The 20,051-nt window shown below is 52.7% G+C and carries 24 protein-coding genes; all 24 read left to right on the top strand.

Features of this window, described 5'->3' with window-relative positions; translation table 11 throughout:
- Nucleotides 1-80: 80 nt before the first annotated feature.
- The 24 genes from OKX56_RS02170 (at nt 81) to OKX56_RS02055 (ending at nt 20,016) form a co-directional block, all read left to right on the top strand.
- On the top strand, nt 81-260 hold the full coding sequence (locus tag OKX56_RS02170; RefSeq protein ID WP_287895471.1) for a hypothetical protein: 180 nt from the start codon (nt 81-83) through the stop codon (nt 258-260).
- Entirely contained in the window at nt 226-501 is a 276-nt protein-coding gene (locus tag OKX56_RS02165) for a DUF7678 domain-containing protein (protein WP_353737752.1), read from the top strand. The genes OKX56_RS02170 and OKX56_RS02165 overlap by 35 nt, the downstream gene beginning before the upstream one ends.
- 118 nt (nt 502-619) lie before the next feature.
- Nucleotides 620-2,221 (top strand): terminase large subunit, encoded by a 1,602-nt coding sequence (locus OKX56_RS02160; protein ID WP_287895549.1) that lies wholly within the window; start codon nt 620-622, stop codon nt 2,219-2,221.
- 16 nt (nt 2,222-2,237) lie between these two features.
- Complete coding sequence (locus tag OKX56_RS02155; RefSeq protein WP_287895470.1) at nt 2,238-3,551, top strand: phage portal protein; 1,314 nt, start codon at nt 2,238-2,240, stop codon at nt 3,549-3,551.
- On the top strand, nt 3,496-4,293 hold the full coding sequence (locus OKX56_RS02150; RefSeq protein ID WP_287895469.1) for a head maturation protease, ClpP-related: 798 nt from the start codon (nt 3,496-3,498) through the stop codon (nt 4,291-4,293). The genes OKX56_RS02155 and OKX56_RS02150 overlap by 56 nt, the downstream gene beginning before the upstream one ends.
- Before the next feature lie 15 nt (nt 4,294-4,308).
- The gene (locus OKX56_RS02145) at nt 4,309-5,490 is read left to right on the top strand and encodes a phage major capsid protein (RefSeq protein ID WP_287895468.1); all 1,182 of its coding nucleotides are present in this window, start codon (nt 4,309-4,311) and stop codon (nt 5,488-5,490) included.
- A gap of 13 nt (nt 5,491-5,503) precedes the next feature.
- Entirely contained in the window at nt 5,504-5,866 is a 363-nt protein-coding gene (locus OKX56_RS14895) for a head fiber protein (protein ID WP_353737751.1), read from the top strand.
- A 19-nt stretch (nt 5,867-5,885) separates the two neighbouring features.
- Complete coding sequence (locus OKX56_RS02135; RefSeq protein WP_287895466.1) at nt 5,886-6,203, top strand: head-tail connector protein; 318 nt, start codon at nt 5,886-5,888, stop codon at nt 6,201-6,203.
- Between the two features lie 2 nt (nt 6,204-6,205).
- Nucleotides 6,206-6,541, top strand: coding sequence for a head-tail adaptor protein (locus OKX56_RS02130; RefSeq protein ID WP_287895465.1), 336 nt, complete (start codon nt 6,206-6,208; stop codon nt 6,539-6,541).
- Nucleotides 6,541-6,990, top strand: coding sequence for an HK97-gp10 family putative phage morphogenesis protein (locus OKX56_RS02125; protein WP_287895464.1), 450 nt, complete (start codon nt 6,541-6,543; stop codon nt 6,988-6,990). Before OKX56_RS02130 ends, OKX56_RS02125 begins: the two co-directional genes overlap by 1 nt.
- Nucleotides 6,987-7,325: a hypothetical protein gene (locus tag OKX56_RS02120; RefSeq protein ID WP_287895463.1), complete on the top strand. Its 339-nt coding sequence runs from the start codon at nt 6,987-6,989 to the stop codon at nt 7,323-7,325. Before OKX56_RS02125 ends, OKX56_RS02120 begins: the two co-directional genes overlap by 4 nt.
- 3 nt (nt 7,326-7,328) lie before the next feature.
- The gene (locus tag OKX56_RS02115) at nt 7,329-7,919 is read left to right on the top strand and encodes a major tail protein (protein WP_287895462.1); all 591 of its coding nucleotides are present in this window, start codon (nt 7,329-7,331) and stop codon (nt 7,917-7,919) included.
- Between the two features lie 12 nt (nt 7,920-7,931).
- Nucleotides 7,932-8,342, top strand: coding sequence for a hypothetical protein (locus OKX56_RS02110; protein WP_287895461.1), 411 nt, complete (start codon nt 7,932-7,934; stop codon nt 8,340-8,342).
- Between the two features lie 65 nt (nt 8,343-8,407).
- Nucleotides 8,408-8,548 (top strand): hypothetical protein, encoded by a 141-nt coding sequence (locus tag OKX56_RS02105; RefSeq protein ID WP_230397517.1) that lies wholly within the window; start codon nt 8,408-8,410, stop codon nt 8,546-8,548.
- Between the two features lie 14 nt (nt 8,549-8,562).
- Entirely contained in the window at nt 8,563-10,986 is a 2,424-nt protein-coding gene (locus OKX56_RS02100; protein ID WP_287895460.1) for a phage tail protein, read from the top strand.
- Between the two features lie 13 nt (nt 10,987-10,999).
- Complete coding sequence (locus tag OKX56_RS02095) at nt 11,000-11,851, top strand: phage tail family protein (protein WP_287895459.1); 852 nt, start codon at nt 11,000-11,002, stop codon at nt 11,849-11,851.
- Nucleotides 11,852-11,853: 2 nt separating this feature from the next.
- Nucleotides 11,854-13,770 (top strand): siphovirus ReqiPepy6 Gp37-like family protein, encoded by a 1,917-nt coding sequence (locus tag OKX56_RS02090; protein ID WP_287895458.1) that lies wholly within the window; start codon nt 11,854-11,856, stop codon nt 13,768-13,770.
- Nucleotides 13,771-13,788: 18 nt separating this feature from the next.
- Nucleotides 13,789-14,292 (top strand): hypothetical protein, encoded by a 504-nt coding sequence (locus OKX56_RS02085; protein WP_230397521.1) that lies wholly within the window; start codon nt 13,789-13,791, stop codon nt 14,290-14,292.
- Nucleotides 14,293-14,306: 14 nt separating this feature from the next.
- Nucleotides 14,307-16,661, top strand: a complete 2,355-nt coding sequence (locus OKX56_RS02080; RefSeq protein WP_287895457.1) for a fibronectin type III domain-containing protein — start codon at nt 14,307-14,309, stop codon at nt 16,659-16,661.
- A 73-nt stretch (nt 16,662-16,734) separates the two neighbouring features.
- Entirely contained in the window at nt 16,735-17,163 is a 429-nt protein-coding gene (locus tag OKX56_RS02075) for a phage holin family protein (protein WP_287895456.1), read from the top strand.
- 23 nt (nt 17,164-17,186) lie between these two features.
- On the top strand, nt 17,187-18,548 hold the full coding sequence (locus OKX56_RS02070) for a hypothetical protein (protein WP_287895455.1): 1,362 nt from the start codon (nt 17,187-17,189) through the stop codon (nt 18,546-18,548).
- Between the two features lie 17 nt (nt 18,549-18,565).
- The gene (locus OKX56_RS02065) at nt 18,566-19,285 is read left to right on the top strand and encodes an N-acetylmuramoyl-L-alanine amidase (protein ID WP_287895454.1); all 720 of its coding nucleotides are present in this window, start codon (nt 18,566-18,568) and stop codon (nt 19,283-19,285) included.
- Between the two features lie 138 nt (nt 19,286-19,423).
- Nucleotides 19,424-19,843: an RNA polymerase subunit sigma-70 gene (locus OKX56_RS02060; protein ID WP_287895453.1), complete on the top strand. Its 420-nt coding sequence runs from the start codon at nt 19,424-19,426 to the stop codon at nt 19,841-19,843.
- Nucleotides 19,840-20,016, top strand: coding sequence for an SHOCT domain-containing protein (locus OKX56_RS02055; RefSeq protein ID WP_287895452.1), 177 nt, complete (start codon nt 19,840-19,842; stop codon nt 20,014-20,016). Before OKX56_RS02060 ends, OKX56_RS02055 begins: the two co-directional genes overlap by 4 nt.
- Nucleotides 20,017-20,051 lie beyond the last annotated feature (35 nt).

Below are 20,051 nucleotides of genomic sequence, written 5' to 3'. Positions count from 1 at the left end.
CTATATATCGCGAGAAGCACTTGCTATTACAGGGTTTTAGAGTGATATATGTACATGCAAAAACGAAGGAGGAATACCCCATGACAGAAAAACAGTTAAAGCAAGCCAAGAGCCAGCTACCGCAGGGCGAGAGATTCGACAGGTGTTACAGCGCCTTCGAGGGTGGGATCAGGTTGATTTCCAAGAAGGCAGACGGCACCGAGACGCGCTACAAGGTCCACTTCGATGCCGACGACAACGCCATTATCGAAAAGTTTTAAGGAGGACGGGGTCATGTGGAAAGAAGGAAGTCTGAAAGTTCACGACAGCGTTTTTCATTATTGGATGAAACAGTACGACGAAGGTTCGCAATTCGGTATCGACGGCGGCAGAATCAGCAAACTGATGCTCAAGCGCGATGGCGAAGTCGTGTGCAACTATGACAGAGGCTGGGATGTGGAACCCACCGACCCTGATACGGAGCTTGCCCTTGAGCTTTTGCTTCACAGCGAAAATCACTAACTCTGCATTATAAAATATAGCCGAGATTCCGCCCTGCATGGGGCTGTATCTCGTACAGATAGATTTTGACGGACTGCCGACGGCGGTCTATTTTTATGCCCGGAAGGAGGCGGTCAATATCCGAAAGCTGAAGAAATACAGATCGACACGGTTTAAGGCGACAGATTCGGTTTATGACAAGGCCGCCGCCGACTACGCAGTAGCTTTTGTCGAAGCGCTCTGCCACACCAAAGGCACCTGGGCCGGAAAGCCCTTCGAGCTGATCGATTGGCAGGAACAGATTATCCGTGATATCTTTGGAACCCTAAAACCCAACGGCTACCGCCAGTTCAACACCGCCTATGTGGAAATTCCGAAAAAAATGGGCAAGTCTGAGCTTGCAGCCGCTGTAGCACTGCTTCTCACCTGCGGGGATAACGAAGAACGCGCCGAGGTCTATGGCTGTGCCGCAGACCGAAATCAAGCGTCCATTGTTTTCAACGTGGCAGCAGATATGGTTCGAATGTGTCCGGCACTCTCAAAGCGTGTCAAAATACTAGACGCAACCAAGCGGCTCATCTATCAGCCGACCGGGAGCATCTATCAGGTCCTCTCCGCCGATGTCGGCAACAAACACGGTTTTAACACCCACGGTGTTGTATTTGATGAGCTGCATACGCAGCCGAACAGAAAACTATATGACGTTATGACCAAGGGCAGCGGCGATGCGAGAATGCAGCCGCTGTATTTTTTAATCACCACTGCCGGGGATAACCAGAACAGCATCTGCTGGGAGGTCCATCAGAAGGCGCTGGATATTATTGATGGCAGAAAGCACGATCCTACCTTCTACCCGGTAATTTACGGCGCGGCGCAGGAAGACGACTGGACAGACCCCAAGGTGTGGAAAAAAGCCAATCCCTCGCTGGGCATCACAGTAGGCATGGACAAAGTCAAAGCGGCTTTTGAATCGGCAAGGCAGAATCCCGCTGAGGAAAACAGCTTCCGGCAGCTCCGACTGAACCAATGGGTAAAACAGGCGGTGCGCTGGATGCCGATGGACAAATGGGATGCCTGCGCATTCCCCGTGGACGAAAAATCGCTCGAAGGGCGCGTCTGCTACGGTGGTCTTGACCTCTCGTCCTCTACCGATATCACAGCGTTCGTACTGGTATTCCCTCCGGCAGATGAGGCAGATAAATACGCCATACTGCCGTACTTCTGGATACCGGAGGACAATATTGACCTGCGTGTCCGGCGCGATCATGTGAATTATGATGTCTGGAAAAAGCAAGGATTCCTGCAAACTACCGAGGGCAACGTGGTGCATTACGGCTACATCGAGCAGTTCATTGAATCCCTCGGCGAAAAATACAACATTCGTGAAATCGCGTTCGACCGCTGGGGCGCAGTGCAAATGACACAGAATCTTGAAACGCTCGGCTTTTCGGTCGTGCCGTTCGGGCAGGGCTTTAAGGATATGAGCCCTCCGACCAAAGAACTGATGAAGCTGACGCTGGAAGAAAAGCTCGCCCACGGTGGCCACCCGGTGCTCCGCTGGATGATGGACAACATCTATATCCGCACCGACCCGGCTGGAAATATCAAAGCAGATAAGGAAAAATCCACAGAGAAAATCGACGGCGCAGTCGCCACTATTATGGCGCTCGACCGGGCGATTCGGTGCGGAAACGATACGGGCGAAAGCGTGTATGACACACGCGGACTGCTCGTTTTTTAATTGGAGGTAACGGCCTATGAACATCTTTCAAGGAATTTTTAAAGCCCGTGATAAGCCTAAGAACTTAGGCAGCACCAGCTTTTTATGGGGCGGCTCGTCCTCCGGCAAGGTCGTCAATGAAAGAACGGCCATGCAGATGACTGCGGTTTACTCTTGCGTCCGTATATTATCCGAAGCAATCGCTGGTCTGCCATTGTTTGTATATAAATACGGCGACGACGGCAGCAAGGACAAATATCTCGACCACCCGCTGTGGCGTGTGCTGCACGACGAACCAAACCCGGAAATGACGTCGTTTGTTTTCAGAGAAACGATGATGAACCATCTGCTGCTGACGGGCAACGCCTACGCGCAGATTATCCGAAACGCTCGCGGCGACGTTGTGGCGCTGTATCCCCTGATGCCCGACCGCATGACTGTTGACCGGGATTCGCAGGGGCGGCTGTATTATCGCTACAGAAAAAATAGCGATGACGCGCCGGAGGTCAGCAGGAACAAGCCGAGCGACGTTATTCTCGCGCCAAGCGATGTGCTGCACATTCTCGGTTTGGGCTTTGACGGACTGGTCGGCTACTCGCCGATTGCAATGGCGAAAAACGCCGTAGGGCTTGCTATCGCTGCCGAGGAATACGGCGCTAAATTCTTTGCCAACGGCGCTGCACCAAGCGGCGTGTTGGAGCATCCCGGCACCATAAAGGACCCGGAGCGGATAAGACAAAGCTGGCAGTCCACCTTCGGTGGCAGCGTCAACAGCAACAAAATCGCCGTACTTGAGGAAGGGCTTAAGTATACGCCTATCGCCATTTCTCCCGAACAGGCGCAGTTCCTTGAGACACGGAAATTTCAGATCAATGAGATAGCTCGAATTTTTAGGGTCCCGCCCCATATGTTGGCGGATCTCGAGAAGTCGAGCTTTTCTAATATTGAGCAGCAGTCGCTGGAGTTCGTGAAATACACGCTTGATCCGTGGGTCGTTCGCTGGGAACAGGCGATGAACAAATCGCTTCTGCTCGAAAGCGAAAAGCGTGATGTGTTCACAAAATTCAATGTGGACGGATTGCTTCGTGGCGACTATGCCAGCCGCATGACAGGTTACGCGACAGCGCGGCAGAACGGCTGGATGAGCGCAAACGATATCAGACAGCTTGAAAATCTCGACCGGATACCGACGGAGCTCGGCGGCGACCTTTACCTTATCAATGGTGCGATGACCAAATTGCAGGACGCCGGCGCATTCGCAAACACAACTATAACAGAAACGGAGGAAACCTCAGATGGACAAAACAAATCGGGCGCAAAGCCCAGGCAAAGTTCCCGTCAGGGCACGTGACAAAACACATTTCTGGAACTGGGAAAACGATGATGAATTGGGCGTCCGTACTCTTTACCTCGACGGCACCATTGCGGACGAAAGCTGGTGGGACGATGAAATCACACCCAGGATGTTCAAGGATGAGTTGTTTTCCGGCAGCGGAGATATCGTGGTATGGATCAACTCTCCCGGTGGGGACTGCGTGGCGGCCTCACAGATTTACACCATGCTCATGGACTACACAGGCAATGTCACAGTAAAAATTGACGGCTTGGCAGCAAGCGCGGCTTCGGTCATCGCAATGGCGGGTACACAGGTGCTTATGGCTCCAACAGCACTGCTGATGATTCATAATCCGATGTCAATTGCTATTGGCGATACCGAGGAAATGCAGAAGGCCATCGCCATGCTGGACGAGGTCAAGGAAAGCATCATCAACGCCTATGAAATCAAGACCGGGCAGTCAAGGGCGAAAATATCTCATCTCATGGACGGTGAAACCTGGATGAACGCGAACAAAGCAATCGAGCTGGGCTTTGCCGACGGCATCTTGGAGGACTCCAAGCGCATTCATACCGAAGATGTGGTCTTTGCGTTTTCCCGCAGGGCGGTCACCAATTCGCTTATGAACAAACTCATCTCTAAATCGGCTCCGAAGCCGGAGCACGCACTTGACAAGCAAGTGCCGAAGCAGGATGCGCCGGCAGGCGTTTCCATCGAAGCGGCTATGCAGAAACTGCAAGCCCGTAAATACATTTAACGGAGGTATTTGATAATGAAAAAGGTACTCGAAATGCGTGAAAAACGCGCAAAGGCATGGGACGCGGCAAAGGCGTTTCTGGACACCCGCACCAAGGACGGCGTCCTCTCTCCCGAAGACAACGCGACCTATGACAAGATGCTCGCGGATGTGGACGCAATGGCGCATCAGATTGCCATTGAGGAAGACCGCGTGGCAAGAGACGCCGCTATGGCTCAGCCGACCAGCTCTCCCATTACGGCAAAACCCAACGCACAGAACGGAAAGCCCGTCAGCCCCAGAGCGACCGCCGAATACCGCGAGGACTTCTTGAACCTCGTGCGCGGTAAGCGACCGATTCACAACGTTATGGAGGAAGGCACTCCTTCTACCGGTGGCTATATCGTTCCGATTGAATTTGACAGCACCCTTGTGCAGGCGCTTGCCCGTGAGAATGTAATTCGTTCTCTGGCCAAGGTTATCACCACCGCCGCACCGCACCGAATTAACGTAGCACTCACCGATGTATCCGCCGACTGGGTGGCGGAAAGCGGTACGTTTACGCCCAGCACTCCTACCTTCAATCAGCTCTCCCTTGACGCTTATACGCTCCGCGCGGCGGCGCTGGTTTCAGAGGAGTTGCTTCAGGATTCCATGTTTGATCTCGAAGCCTACCTCATCGACAATTTCGCCCGCGCTTTTGCGGCGAAGGAAGAGCAGGCTTTCTGTGTCGGTAACGGCAGCGGTCAGCCCACTGGCATTTTCACCGCGAATGGCGGCGATGTCGGCGTGACCACCGCAACTGCGGCGGATATTAAGGCTGATGAAATCATCGACCTGACCTATTCCCTGAAGGATGGCTACAAGAAAAACGCCGTGTTTGTTTTGAGCAGCGCTACCCTCGCGGGCATCCGCAAACTGAAGGACGGCAACGGCGCATATATGTGGCAGCCGTCGTTGCAGGCAGGTCAGCCTGACCGTCTGCTCGGTTTCCCGGTATATGTCTCCCAGTATGCTCCGACTATCGCGGCAGGTGCATATACCGTTGCTTTCGGTGATTTCCAGAACTACTGGATTGCCGACCGCAGCGGCAGAACCGTGCGCCGTGCGGACGAACTGCATATCGCAAACCTGCAAACCGGATTCTACGCTTTCCAGCGTGTGGACGGTAAAACCGTACTGCCAGAAGGCATCAAGCTGCTCAAGCAGCACGCTTAAGGAGGACTGACCTATGAGTGACTATAACGCAAAAAACTACACCGAGCAGGGCGGAGAAAAAACCGTCATCGGCGGTACACTCGAAATTCTGGAGGGAGCCTCGGTGACGGGGCTTACCTCCACCGCCGCGCCCGCTTCTGAAACAGCTCTCGGTGGTGTGAAAGCCGCTGCAAAGGAAGAGACCGACACTGTGCCCGTCAAAATTGGTGAAGACGCAATCCTCTATGTACCAACATATCCGATCGTGCCGGAGATACCTGTGGCTGCAAATCAGGCGGATAGTACCGCTACTGATGTCACTGCTCTTGTCACTGATTTTAACGCCCTTCTCGCCAAGCTGAAAGCGGCGGGTCTGATGGCGGCGGACGAAGAATAATTGAAAGGAGGCGGACGGCATGAAAGCTGATAACCTTCTCCCCAAAGTCAAAGCGCACCTCATTTTGTCACACGACGAGGACGACGGTCTGCTTCTGAGCTATATCTCAGCCGCTGTCTCCTATGCCGAGAGCTACCAGCATGTTGCCAGGGGCTATTACGAAGAAAACCTCATGCCTGCTACCACAGAGCAAGCCGTGATTATGCTGTCGTCCTTCTTTTACGAAAGTCGGGACGGCAGCACAGCCGGCTTCTTTGGTGATAGCGTGCAGGCGGGTCAGCAGGTGTGGGACACAGTCAATATGCTTCTTCGGCTTGACCGGGATTGGAAGGTGTAATTATGTCCTTTGGCAAGATGAACACTCAGATTGACATCATATCCACCGCCCCAGTAAAGGATGCGGACGGCTTTGTTACAAATGGCGACCATATTGTCGCTTCCGTTCGCGCATACAAAGAGGACCGCCACGGAAACGAGCGGTGGGCAAACATGGCGGCGTTCAGCGAAGCGACGGCTCTCTTCCGTTTTCGGAAGATTCCCAGCGTAGAGATAACAACCTCTCTGTTTATCGTCTGCGGTGATGAGCAATATCGAATTATCAGCGTTGAGGATGTTCGCGGGCGCGGAATGTACATTGAGGTGCTTGCGGAAAAACAGGAAGGGGCGGTGAGGTAATGGGAAAAGTCCAAATTAAGATGCCGGAGGAATTCCTTTTGAAGGTTTCCCGGCTGGCTGACCAGACAGACGTAATAATCCCCAAGGTGTTGGAAGCTGGTGGCGAGGTTGTATTATCCAAAGTGAAGTCGAACCTGTCAAGTGTGGTTGGCAGCAATACAAAGGAAAGAAGCCGCTCCACAGGCGAATTGGAACGCTCCCTCGGACTCTCTCCCGCCAAGCAGAACCGGAACGGTAACTGGGATGTTAAAATTGGTTTTGCCGAGCCGCGCTCTGACGGTGCCGGAAGGTCCGGTGCCAACTCCAACGCCAAAATTGCCAACATTCTCGAATACGGCAAATCCGGCCAGCCGCCGAAACCTTTTTTGAAGCCTGCGAGGACTCAGAGCAAAAGCACCTGCATTGAAACCATGAAGTCAAAGCTTCAGGAGGAGGTTGACGGCATATGAGCATTTTAACAGAATTAAACACATTGCTTTCGCCTGTTCTTCCTGTGGGGACAGGCGTTTTTTCCGGCGTTCCTCCCGACGAATACCTTGTATTCACACCCATGACGGACGAATTTGCACTGTTTGGAAATAATACACCGCTCTTCGATATCTCCGAAGTGCGAATTTCGCTGTTTTCCAAAGGCAACTACCTCCAGAGGAAAAAGCAGATAACAGCGCTGCTTCTGGGAGCAGAATTTACGATAACTGACCGCCGGTATATCGGCCATGAGGACGATACCGGCTACCACCACTACGCCATTGATGTGGAAAAATCATACGAAACGGAGGAATAAATTATGGCGACAATCGGTCTTGATAAACTGTATTATTCAAAAATAACCGAGGATTCCAACGGCGAGGAAACCTACTCTACGCCTTTGGTGCTTGCCAAAGCCATCACCGCCGAGCTCTCGGTGGAACTGGTTGAGGCAATATTATACGCTGACGACGGTGCCGCCGAAGTGGTGAAAGACTTCAACAGCGGTACGCTCACACTCGGCGTTGACGACATCGGTCCCACGGCAGCGGCAGATCTGACCGGCGCGTCCACCGATGATAACGGCGTACTGATCTCCGCCAGTGAAAATGTGGGAACTCCTGTCGCGGTTGGCTTCCGCGCGAAGAAAGCAAACGGTACCTACCGTTATTTCTGGCTTTACCGCATAAAATTCGGCCTGCCCGCGACCAATCTGCAGACCAAGGCAGACTCCATCACTTTCTCCACGCCGACTATCGAAGGGACGGTCATGCGCCGTAATAAATTGGATGCTTTTGGCAAACATCCGTGGAAAGCGGAGGTTACCGAAGGCGACGCCGGAGTTGCTTCCGCCACAATTACCGGTTGGTTTACCGAGGTTTATGAACCGGTCTATACACCGGAACCGTAAGGAGGATGCAGAATGGATAACGTCATTTTAACAACTGCCGCTGAAAGAAGCGCTGCTATCAATATCGGCGGCAAGGAATATGAACTGGTGCTGACCACCCGCGCAACCAAGGCAATTGCGGGGCGGTACGGTGGGTTGGAGAACCTCGGCGAGAAGTTGATGAAATCAGAAAATTTTGAGATGGCGCTGGATGAGATCGTGTGGCTTTTGACCCTGCTCGCTAACCAGTCCGTTTTAATTCACAACCTCAAAAACAAAGATACTCCGCAGGAGCTTCTGACAGAGGATGAGGTAGAACTTCTCACCTCACCGCTTGATTTGGCGGCCTATAAAAATGCAATTACAGAGGCAATGTTCAAGGGTACCAAGCGTAACGTGGAAAGCGAGGACGAAACCTCCTTAAAAAACGCGCAAGTCGAGTAAACGGACTGTGTCAGCAAACTGACGCGGAAACCTTTACTCGACTTCTTTATTATGGAACGGTGCAGATGGGTATGGGATCGGAGGAATTCTGGCTCATGCCCATCGGCTTGTTTCTGGACCTGTGGGCCTGCCACAAACAGTTTCTCGGCATGGAAAAGCCGAAGAAAACCCGGACGATTGACGATATCATTCCACCCGGAATCTAAGGAGGTGAGCACAAATGGCGGACAATTTTGGCTTAAAAATTGGCGTCGAGGGCGAGCGCGAATTTAAAAAGGCTCTTTCGGATATTAACCAGAGCTTCAAGGTTCTCGGTTCGGAAATGCAGCTGGTCACCAGCCAATTTGACAAAAACGACAAATCCGTGCAGTCGCTCACCTCACGCAATGAAGTCCTAAATAAGGAAATCGACGCGCAGAAAAGCAAGATTGAAACCCTGCGTGCCGCCCTGCAGAACGCCTCCGAATCCTTCGGTGAGAACGACCGCCGCACCCAAAATTGGCAGATTCAGCTGAATAAGGCGCAGGCGGAGCTTAACGGCATGGAGCGTGAGCTGGCACAGTCGACGGACGCTGCCGACAACCTTGGCGGCGAACTGAAGGATACCGCCGACGAAGCGGAGAAATCTGGTCCGAAATTTGAAAAGCTGGGCGGTGTACTCAAAGGCATCGGCGTAACAATAGGTGCTGTGGCTGTTGCGGCTGGTGCGGCGGCAATCAAGCTGGGCAAAGAGGTCGTGCAGCAGTTTGGAGAGCTGGAACAGAATCTCGGAGGCTCGGAAGCGGTCTTCGGCGCATATGCCACATCAATTCAAAAAACAGGCGAGGAAGCGTATAAAAATCTCGGTGTATCCCAGTCAGAATATCTGGCTACGGCCAACAAAATGGGTGCTCTGTTTCAGGGTTCCGGCATCGCACAGCAAAAAAGTCTGGAGCTGACCGAAAAGGCCATGCAACGCGCTGCAGATATGGCGTCGGTCATGGGCATTGATATGTCCACAGCCATGGAAGCTGTCACGGGTGCGGCGAAGGGCAACTTCACCATGATGGACAATTTGGGTGTGGCTATGAACGCGACCAGCATTCAGGCGTATGCCGCCTCCAAGGGTCTGGATTTCGTATGGAACAGCGCGAGCAATGCCGAAAAAGCCGAAGTCGCTATGCAGATGTTTTTTGAAAACACCGAGCAGTACGCCGGCAACTTTGCAAGGGAATCCACGCAAACCATCAGCGGCTCTATCGGATTGCTGCAGGCAGCCCTATCTTCGTTTACGGCTGGACTTGGCAACGCAGATGCGGATATGACGAATCTGACGCAGAATCTTGTGGACGCGTTCCAAGCTGTGGTAAAGAATGTCGTGCCGGTGCTTGAAAACATCGTTGCGGCACTCCCGCAGGCAACGGGGGCAATCCTGCAGGCGGTTGGTGACCTTCTCCCTTTGCTACTTGAAACGGTGACGAACATCTTCACGCAGGTGCTGAACACGCTCCTGTCGCTCCTGCCCGAACTCATCCCTGCAGCCGTGAACGCTGTGATGACGATAGTCGGCGCACTGATTGATAGCCTTCCACTCCTCGTCGATGCGGCGGTGCAATTGGTAACAGCTCTGGTCGGTGGCATCGGCTCAGCTTTACCAAAACTTATCCCAGCGGCAGTAAGCGCGGTCTCAACTATCGTTCAAGGCTTGGCGGATAACCTTCCCATGATTCTGGATGCGGCGCTGCAGCTCATTCTTGGGCTTGCCCAGGGTCTGCTGGATGCGATTCCGCAGTTAATCGCCGCTCTGCCCGCGATTATTACTACCATAGTTTCCTTTATCATCGCGGCAATACCACAGATTATCGACGCGGGCATTCAGCTGTTGACCTCGCTGGTTGAGGCGCTGCCTGTAATTATCGAGGCAATTGTGGAAGCCATACCACAAATCATCGATGGGATTATTACGGCAGTTATTGGTTCTATCCCACTCATTATCGATGCGGGGATGCGACTCCTCATATCGCTGATTAAAAACCTACCCCTTATCATTACAACGGTGGTCAAGGCTATCCCGCAGATTGTAGGCGGTTTGGTGAACGCAATCGTCGGGAACATCGACAAGATCATCCTTGCGGGCGTTCAGCTGCTTGTTGCTTTGATTGCGAACCTGCCGAAAATCATCGTTGAGGTGGTCAAGGCGGTTCCGCAGATTATCACGGGACTGGTTAGAGCGTTCGCCAGCTATATTGGGCAGATGGCTCAAGTTGGCGGCAACCTCATCAAGGGGTTATGGCAGGGTATCTCGGACGCCGGCGCATGGCTGTGGAACAAAATCAGCGGCTTTTTCGGTGGGATTGTAAACCGCATCAAGGACTTTTTCGGCATCCACTCTCCCTCCACTCTTTTTGCCGGGCTTGGCAAAAACATGGGTGAAGGCATCGGCGTGGGCTTTGAGGATGCTATGTCCGCCGTTTCACGGGATATGCAGAACGCCATCCCCACACACTTCGATTTCAGTACCGGCGGCATGTCCGGGCAAGGCGGATCTGTTCCCGGCACGAACATTACGCAGAACATCTCCGTAGTGACGCCGAAAGCACTGTCCGAAAAGGAACTGGCGAGAGAATTCAAGAACCTCTCGCGCAAGCTGGCACTGGAGTATTAAAGGAGGGACGGCTATGGAACTAACCTATATCAATGCAAACGGCAAAAGCATCACGCTCAAACAAGGCCGCCCGTATTTTCTTAAAAAAATAGACGGTGCTGGCGATATTCGTCAGACCGTTAACACGTTCAAGGCACCGGATCAGGACGGCGCTTTTTACATCTCCTCAACACTGGATATGCGCAATATCACGCTGGAAGGCACCGTCATTGCGGAAACACCTGATGAAGCCTACGCACGAAGGCACACCTTTCTTCAAATATTTAGCCCCAAGGTGAACGGGACGCTCCTGTACCGGGAGCGGCAAATTGCCTGTGTCGTAGAGGAAGCGGGCTTTACAGTTTCCACCCGGCAGCGGATACCCGGCTTTTTTGTCAGTTTGCTCTGCCCGTCTCCCTTCTTTGAGACACAGGATGAAGTTCGCGAGGAACTGGCATCATGGATACCGATGTTCGAATTTGAACTGGGTATACCGGAAAGCGGTATGGAATTCGGAATGCGCCAGCCCAGCCAGATTATCACGGTTGACAACATCGGCGACGTTTCATGCGGGTGTGAAATTGTGTTCCGGGCGCTGGGTACTGTGACAAATCCGGAACTGCTGAATATGGACACGGGTGAATACATCCGGCTCCTCACGACAATGAGCATCGGGGATGAACTCCGGGTATACACGCATTTTGCCGGAAAGCGCGTGGTCAGCGTTGACGGCTCGACAGTAACAAACGCATTCTATCTATTGGATACCGGGTCGGCGTTTTTCCAGCTTGCCGCCGGGGTGAATACTTTGCGTTATGACGCTTCAGTCAATATGGAACTGCTGGAGGTCAGCATTTATTATCGGCCACAGTTTCTGGGGGTGTAAGGATGGAACTGTATATCTATAATTCAGACCGGGAGCTTACAGGCATTGTGGAATCCTTTGAATATCTGCGCTGGACGAGGCGTTATTCCCAGTGCGGTTCCTTCGAACTGCGGGCCATAGCGACACCGGAAAATACCACACTCCTGCAAGAAGGTAACTTTATCTGGAAGAACGACGATGAGGAAGCCGGAATCATTGAACATCTGGAAATGGTTCAGGCAGAGCAGGAAATTATCACGGCAAGCGGCCGTTTTGCAACCTCTTTCCTATCTCGACGTATCGTCTGGCAAACGGAGGTACTGTCCGGTGACCTTTCTGCCTGTGTGGAGCAGCTTTTAAATAACAACCTCATCAGTCCTACTGATACGGCGCGGCAAATCGACGGCATAGTCTTCTCGTCCCCGAACCTGGGCGTACCCGTCAGCACACAAATATCGTACCGAGGCCTGATGGATGTAATAACAGAACTTTGCGGCGCTTCAGAGATCGGGATTAAGACCGTATTCACTCCTGCAACACACCTCTTTACCGTAACACTATATAAAGGCATCGACTCCCAGGCGGTGTTCTCCAAGGAATACGAAAATCTGACGGAACAGAGCTATACGGAGAGTGCGGCGGATTACGCCAACACCGCTCTCATCGGCGGCGAGGGTGAAGGCGAAAGCCGCACGTTTGTCGCTATTACAAGCGGCTCCGGAGAGACCCGGCGAGAAATTTTCGTGGATGCCAAGGACCTGCAGGCGGCAGATTTCGGTACAGGTTACACCGACGCGCTGATCTTCCGGGGACAGAGCAAGCTGAGCGAGCAAGGAATCCGTTATTCATTCGACACATCGGTAAACCCTCACGGCAACTTGACCTACAAGACAGATTTTGACCTTGGGCAGACCGTTAAAGTCATTTCCAAGGCGTGGGGCGTATCCATGACGACGCGCATCGCCGAAATTGAAGAAACTTACGACGCGGACGGTCTGAGTATCAGCGTTGTATTTGGCAAGGCCGAGTTAACAATAGCGCAGAAGATCCGTTCCGACATGAGCGAGGTCAAAACGGCTCTGTTGGCTCCGACAGGGATAACTGAAGTAACGGAGTCACTGGAGGCTGTGGAGGGAACACTTGGAAATTTATCGGATGTAGACCCGGAAATTCAGGGAGAAACATTTACAGCTACCGTAAACAACTTGTTCGGAAAGCTGCCCGCGCTTGAAATAACCGTGGGCGCAGGCACGATATCGGTCGGGCAATATGCCCTGCATCATATGGAACCGGGAGACTCGCTGTATTTCACTTCATGGAGCGGCAATAAATTCAGCGACCAGCCGAGTGACGACGGTCATGTCTTTCTGGTAAAGCACAATGGTGACAATACGGGGAGCGGATACCAGCGAGCAATGGGCTTCTTTATATCCCGCAATACTATGACTTTTTATGTGATTTCCCTTTTCGTTTACAACAATACGTCCGGCGAAGCGAACTGGCTGAATATCAACAATGAGCCTATTACTACGACACGGATTGCAACCGGAGCGGTCACCGGAGTAAAGATCGCGGACCGCACCATTACCGCTGTCAAAATTGCGTCTGCGCTGATCGATTACTCCTCAACAGAACAAAACACCGGGCGACTATGGATAGACGGGAAGACCATTTACAGAAAAGAAATCAATCTCGGCTCTCTTCCAAATGCGGTGCCGGGAAGCGTAGCGCACGGTATATCCAATCTCAGCACGGTTGTCAGCTTATCGGGCTTCGCTACTAACGGGACGGTGTTCCTGCCGTTACCGCTTGCACGATACAACAACTTTGCTTCCCAGATTGGTCTCTACGCGGATACCACAAATATTATCGTTGAACCTGGAAATGACCGGACCGCATATACGGGCTACGTAATAATTGAATATACAAAAACCAGCTAAGTAAGGAGGAAACAGCGCATGGAGAAAAGCGGATTTTTTAACTCATCGGATGGAGACAGAGTCTATGACGCGACGGATTTCGCGGCATATTTCGGAAACCTTGTGTCGAACGGCGTATTCTACGCATCGGCGACAAACCTGCAGGCAACGCCCGGAAACGGGCTGGCGGTGAGCGTGGCGGCTGGCAGCGCTTGGATTAACGGATATCGGTATGAAAATACAGACGACCTAAACCTGCCGCTCACCACGGCAAACGGAAGCAATCCCCGAATTGACCGGATTGTGGTTCGCTTAAGCCAGGTCAGCCGGAATATTCAGCTTGCCGTTGTAGATGGCACTCCCGCCGCGACACCGTCGGCTCCGGCGCTGACGAGAACCAGCGACGTCTATGAACTGGGGATCGCCGACGTGCTGATACCGGCTGCCGCCACGTCGATAGCCACAAATAACATTACCGACACCCGGCTGAATACCAGCCTTTGCGGGCTGGTCAATTCTCTTGTGACAGCAGTCTATGAATGAGGAGGTGAACGACGATGGCAGATATTTACGGCGTAACGCTACAGGCAGGTTCAAGCCCAACCGTCTATTACACCATTACCTATTCTAAGAGCCGACCGAACAATAGCCAGATGACCTATAACTTCACTATATCCGCAGCGCTGGGTTCGTCAGGTTCTTACATTCACAGCGGCTACGCCCTGCTCTGTACCATGACCGTAAACGGCTCATCTGCACAAGTACGCATCAAGGCGGCGGACGGCGACGACTGGGACGGTACCACTCCGAGGCTCAGATATGTTTCGGTAACCTGTGCTTCCACTACGGGAAACACCGCACAGGGCGTGCGCTTTCAGGTGGTGTCGGACGGACGGCTTCCTCTATCCTCCGGCGTAATTGATAACTCAAGCTACACCGTGCTAAGCTCAGCTCTTCTGACCACGGCTTGCGGAGCACCGACCTCCTGCTCGGTCAGTCCGATACTTGCGGAAGGAACCGTGACCCTTTCTTGGAGCGGAGCTTCCGGAGGCATAAACAACACGATTTCCAGTTATGAAATCCAGTACAGCGATTCCACTGACAATCTCACATGGGGAGCTTGGACTGCACTGACGACAGTGACTACCACAGCCACAAGTGGCAGTGTATCAGTTGATCCTCCCTCGACACGGGGGAATTACCGCAGATTCCAGGTGCGGACGCGAGGTACGGCAGGAGCAAGTTATTACTCCGGCTGGAAAGTATCCACGAACTCCGTCCGCAGAAATACGGCACCGAGTCCGGCGACGTCAGCCGTTGCTTCTCCCGCTGAATACAGCAATGAGACGATAACGCTAACTTGGAGCGGAGCCTCCGGCGGCACCAGCCCGGTAAAGGGCTACCAGATCGCCAGCCGCACATCATTGGACAACAGCACCTGGAGCGCGTGGAATGTGTTGGTCATTCTGACCCTGTCCGCCAGCGGTGGCAGCTACAACCCGGCTGTATCAAGCACACCGGGGACCTATACGCAGTTCGGCATCTGGACAATCGACACCTTTGATGTCTATTCCGTTGAGAAAATCAGCAACAGCATCTACTGCGACGTCACAGCTTGCGGAGCGCCGACCGTCTGCTCGGTAAGCGCGGCATTAGCTGAAGGAAACGTTACCCTCTCGTGGAGCGGTGCAGCCAATGGCGCGGGCAATGCCATCACGTCCTATGAAATACAATACAGCGACTCTCCCGACAACAGCAGCTGGGGCGATTGGACGGCGCTGACTACGGTGAGCACCTCGGCGACAAATGGTATCTTGAGCGTAAGCCCTCCGGCCACGAGGGGCAATTACCGCCGGTTTCGGATACGGACGCGCGGTGCCGCCGGTGAAAGTTTCTATTCGGACTGGATGGTGTCCAGCAATACTGTTCGCAAAAATACACTTCCAACGCCGCCGACATCCTTTACCGCCGCTCCCGCAATTTATGAAGGCGTCATTGTAACGCTTACATGGAGCGGAGCAGCACCCGGAACCAGCGCCATCAAGCAGTACGTCATCCAGCGGTCAACTTCCACGGATGGAACGAACTGGTCGGCATACGAAGCTCTTACAATTGTTGTTTCAAGCTCCACCTCGGGGACGTATACGGCGAACGCTTCCCAAATAGCTGGAACGTATACCCGCTACCGGATCAGCGTAACCGATACCTTAGACGCGGTTTCCGCTTATGTAATCAGCGGGACGGTAAAGAAAAACAGTCCTCCGTCTGCTCCGGTAATCGTCTGCCCGCCGTCCGGTGGTTCCAGCTGCAATACTACACCGCGTTTTATGATTACAACAGGCGTCGAACCGGACGGCCAGTCGCAAATTGTGGAAGTAAAAATCGATACGGGCGCTTGGATGAACAGTGTGGACAATCCCGAGCGGTTTTCCACGAGCGGATACCTTGGAAACGGCGTTAAAACAGTCTATCAGGCGGAAACACTGGCGGCGGGAAGTCATTCCATTACCATTCGCTGCCTTGACAGCGATATCGAGTCGGCAAGTCCGGAGGTTGTCCGCACTTTTACAATACTGACGACACCATTTGAGACAATTACCGCGAATGAAACCCATGTGAAAGCGGCTCATATTCAGACACTCCGAACCGCTGTAAACACGGTACGAAGCTATTACGGACTGTATCCCGCAACTTGGAGTGAGGACATTTCCGCTGGAAAGACTACGGTCAAAAACTGGCCGTTCCACATCACGGAGCTTCGAAAAGCCATCGAGCCTGTCATTACGGCGGTTAACGGTTTCGATTCCTCATCGGCTTTTGATATCCCGCCCATAACGTGGCTGCCCATCGGAGCAGGACGTCCAAAAGCGGATGTGATGCAGCAGATTCAGAATTTGATTTTTATAATTTAACTCAGTATGAATGATGCGCCTTTGCGGATGCGGGGCGCATTTTTCATATGCAAAACAAAAAGGAGGACTCCCAATGAAAGAAGTATGGAACTGGATTCAAATATTGGTGGCAGCGGCCGGCGGCTTCTTCGGCTGGTTTTTCGGCGGCTTTGACGGCTTTTTGTACGCGCTGCTTGTGTTCGTAGTTGTGGACTACATCACCGGTGTCATGTGCGCCATCTCGGATAAAAAGCTGTCAAGCGAGGTCGGCTTCAAGGGCATCTGCAAAAAGGTGCTGATTTTTGTAATGGTTGGCGTCGCGCACATTATGGACATCTATCTCATCGGCAACGGCGAGGTTCTGCGTACCGCCGTCATCTTTTTCTACTGCTCCAACGAAGGCGTGTCCATGCTGGAAAATGCGGCACACCTGGGGCTGCCCATTCCCGAAAAACTCAAAGCGGCTCTGGAACAGCTTCACGGACGGAGCGACGATTCGTCAAGGCCGGGTGACGGAGCATGATTGATTTAACAAAAGCTGCGACAGTGTTCATCGGTCGGCAGGGTGAGAACCATTTTCGCAATCTGGAGTTTGATGTCTCCAGCCTGCTTGGTGACGAATATCCCGGCGAGACGTTGACCGCCATTTACAAACGGCCGGACGGCGTCGCTTATCCCGTAGTTACAAGCTATGCGGACGGCGTGCTGACCTGGTCGCCCGGTTTGACGGAAACCGAAATTGTAGGCGTGGGGCAGCTGGAAATCAGAGTTACCCATGAGGACGTTGTCGGGAAAAGCGTGCGGGTACTCACCATTGTGGAGGAGGCTCTTGCGGATGGAATTGTCGAACCGCCGGAGCCGCCCGCACAGGAATGGCTGAATCAGGTGCTGACAGCTCTCGCCGCAATTGATGTGAATGACACCTACGCGCTGCTCAATCTCACGTACAACCTGTTAAATGATAACTACACCTTGCTTGGTATTACGCATGACCAGATGGAAAGCATGCGTGACACGCTGTATACCCGCACCGGAATTATCCTCAATCATCTGCACCCAGTGGAAACGGCCTCAGCACCGGACATGGCAAGCCGCAGAGCATCCATCACCTTTACCGGAATTTCGGCGGGGAGCAATATGGTGATTGATAGCGTAACCTATTTGTTTGTTGCGGTGCTGGGCAGTCCGGCAGCAAATACAGTGCAGGTACTGATTCAGAGCAATCTCAGCGACACGGTCAAAAAGCTTGCCGAAGCCATACGGGGCGTTCAGGATGCGGTAAACATTGCATATGGAAGTGGAACAAATCCGCACCCCACCTGTACAGGCTACTGGACAAAGCAGCGGTTTTCCATTGGGGACATTTCCGTTGCTCCCGGAGAAAGCCTGTTCCTGCTGGAAAAAGCAGAAGACGTCAATACTGCCATGACGCTGACCTCCACTGCCGCATCAACCATCAACGCTTTCATTCGGATGCCGCACCTGCGGTATGTCTTGTCGGGTAATGCTCTCGGCTCGGGTGGCACCAACAGCCTCAGAGGGCCTATGCATACCATTCTGCCCATTGGCAGCATTGTAATCGGCGGTCAGGACGATCCGCTTATCCCGGTGCCCTACGACTGCCATCTGGTCACCATATGCCGCCAATCGGATACCACCGAAAAGGAGCTGGACTTCTATATCTCAAACGACGAGCAGACCTTTACCCGGATTTCGAGAAGTACGCCACTCGGCGCGGATAGTTCCACAGAGGCCCAGCACGCTCAAATCGCTATGCGACAAAGCAGAGTGCCTGCCGGCTACGGGCTATACGCTCGCATTGGAAGCAACGGCACATCGACGACCGCTTACTGTGATCTGAAGTTTACCTACCATCTGTACCCGGCCGCGCTTGCGGCTTACATTTAAACTGTGAGGTGCTTTTTATGAATCTGCATAAACTCATTCTGACAAACAACGCCTGCTACAAGGCGGGCCGCACCATTACGCCGAAGGGTATCATAGTGCATTCCACCGGGGCGAACAATCCCAATCTGAAACGCTATGTCGGCCCGGATGACGGACTGCTTGGCAAAAACCAGTACAACAATCACTGGAACCAGAATACGCCGGACGGCCGTCAGGTCTGCGTCCACGGTTTTATCGGTAAGCTGGCAGACGGCTCCATTGCAACGTACCAGACCTTACCGTGGAATATGCGCGGCTGGCACTGCGGCAGCGGTGCAAAAGGCTCTGGTAATGATACGCATATCGGCTTCGAAATCTGCGAGGACGGTCTGACCGATGCCTCGTATTTTTCTGCCGTTTACAAGGAAGCTGTGGAGCTCTGCGTCTATCTCTGCAAGCAGTATGGACTGACGGAAAAGGACATCATCTGTCACAGTGAGGGGTACAAGCTGGGCATCGCCAGCAATCACGGCGACGTCATGCACTGGTTCCCAAAGTTTGGCAAGAGCATGGACACCTTCCGCGCCGAGGTCAAATCTGGATTGGCGGCAGCGGAAACGACCGCTGAATCTGACACGCCGAAGAAATATTACCGTGTGCAGGTCGGCGCGTATTCCGTAAAGGCAAACGCCGACGCCATGCTCAGTAAGGTCAAGGCGGCTGGTTTCTCTGACGCCTTTGTCAAGTACAGCGAATAATCACATATAGCGCAGTAATGCCTACTGGAGATCTTCTCTCTGGTAGGCATTATTTTTTTTGCCTTTTCACGGACCACTTAAGCGATTTTTTTCCAGTGGATAGTGAGGATAAGGTTCCTCAGACTGGAGGAAAAGCCAATGACAAACGAACAAAGAGTGCGCATAACTGAGTTGCGACAGTCTGGTTGCGGTTATGCGACCATCGCTAAAGTGGTCGGTCTAACAAAAGACAATGTAAAGGCTTACTGTCGAGCACATAACCTTGGAGGCATAAAGGCTGAAAGTAATGCCCGCATCTCACCAGAACAAGATTTCTGCCTGTGCTGCGGAAAGCCGCTGCAACAGGCTTCCGGCAGAAAAAAGATAAAGTTCTGTTCTGCCGATTGCCGCCAGCAATGGTGGAACGCCCACCCGGAGCAGGTTAGACGGAAGGCCATTTATAGCTTTACCTGTGCTCACTGCGGAAAAACCTTCACGGCCTACGGAAATGCCGGACGGAAGTATTGCTCCCATGCCTGCTATATCTCGGACCGTTTCAATGATGGTGAGCCAGTATGAGCGAGGAACAATTCGAGGCCGAGAAAGACTATCAGATCTCTATCCATCTGGCAAAAACGCTCCGTCAAAAGGGCCTTCTGAGTGATGAGGAATACGCCATAATTGATACAAAACTGCAGGAGAAATATCGGCCACTATTCGGCACATTATTATCCGAAAATGACTTGCTATAAAGCCGTTTTAGAGTGATGTATATGTACTGGAAAGG

This window comes from Dehalobacter sp. (genome assembly GCF_030063005.1).
Taxonomy (GTDB): domain Bacteria; phylum Bacillota; class Desulfitobacteriia; order Desulfitobacteriales; family Syntrophobotulaceae; genus Dehalobacter; species Dehalobacter restrictus.
Note: the sequence above shows the minus strand (reverse complement) of the source record. Positions and strands in the feature narration are given on the sequence as shown.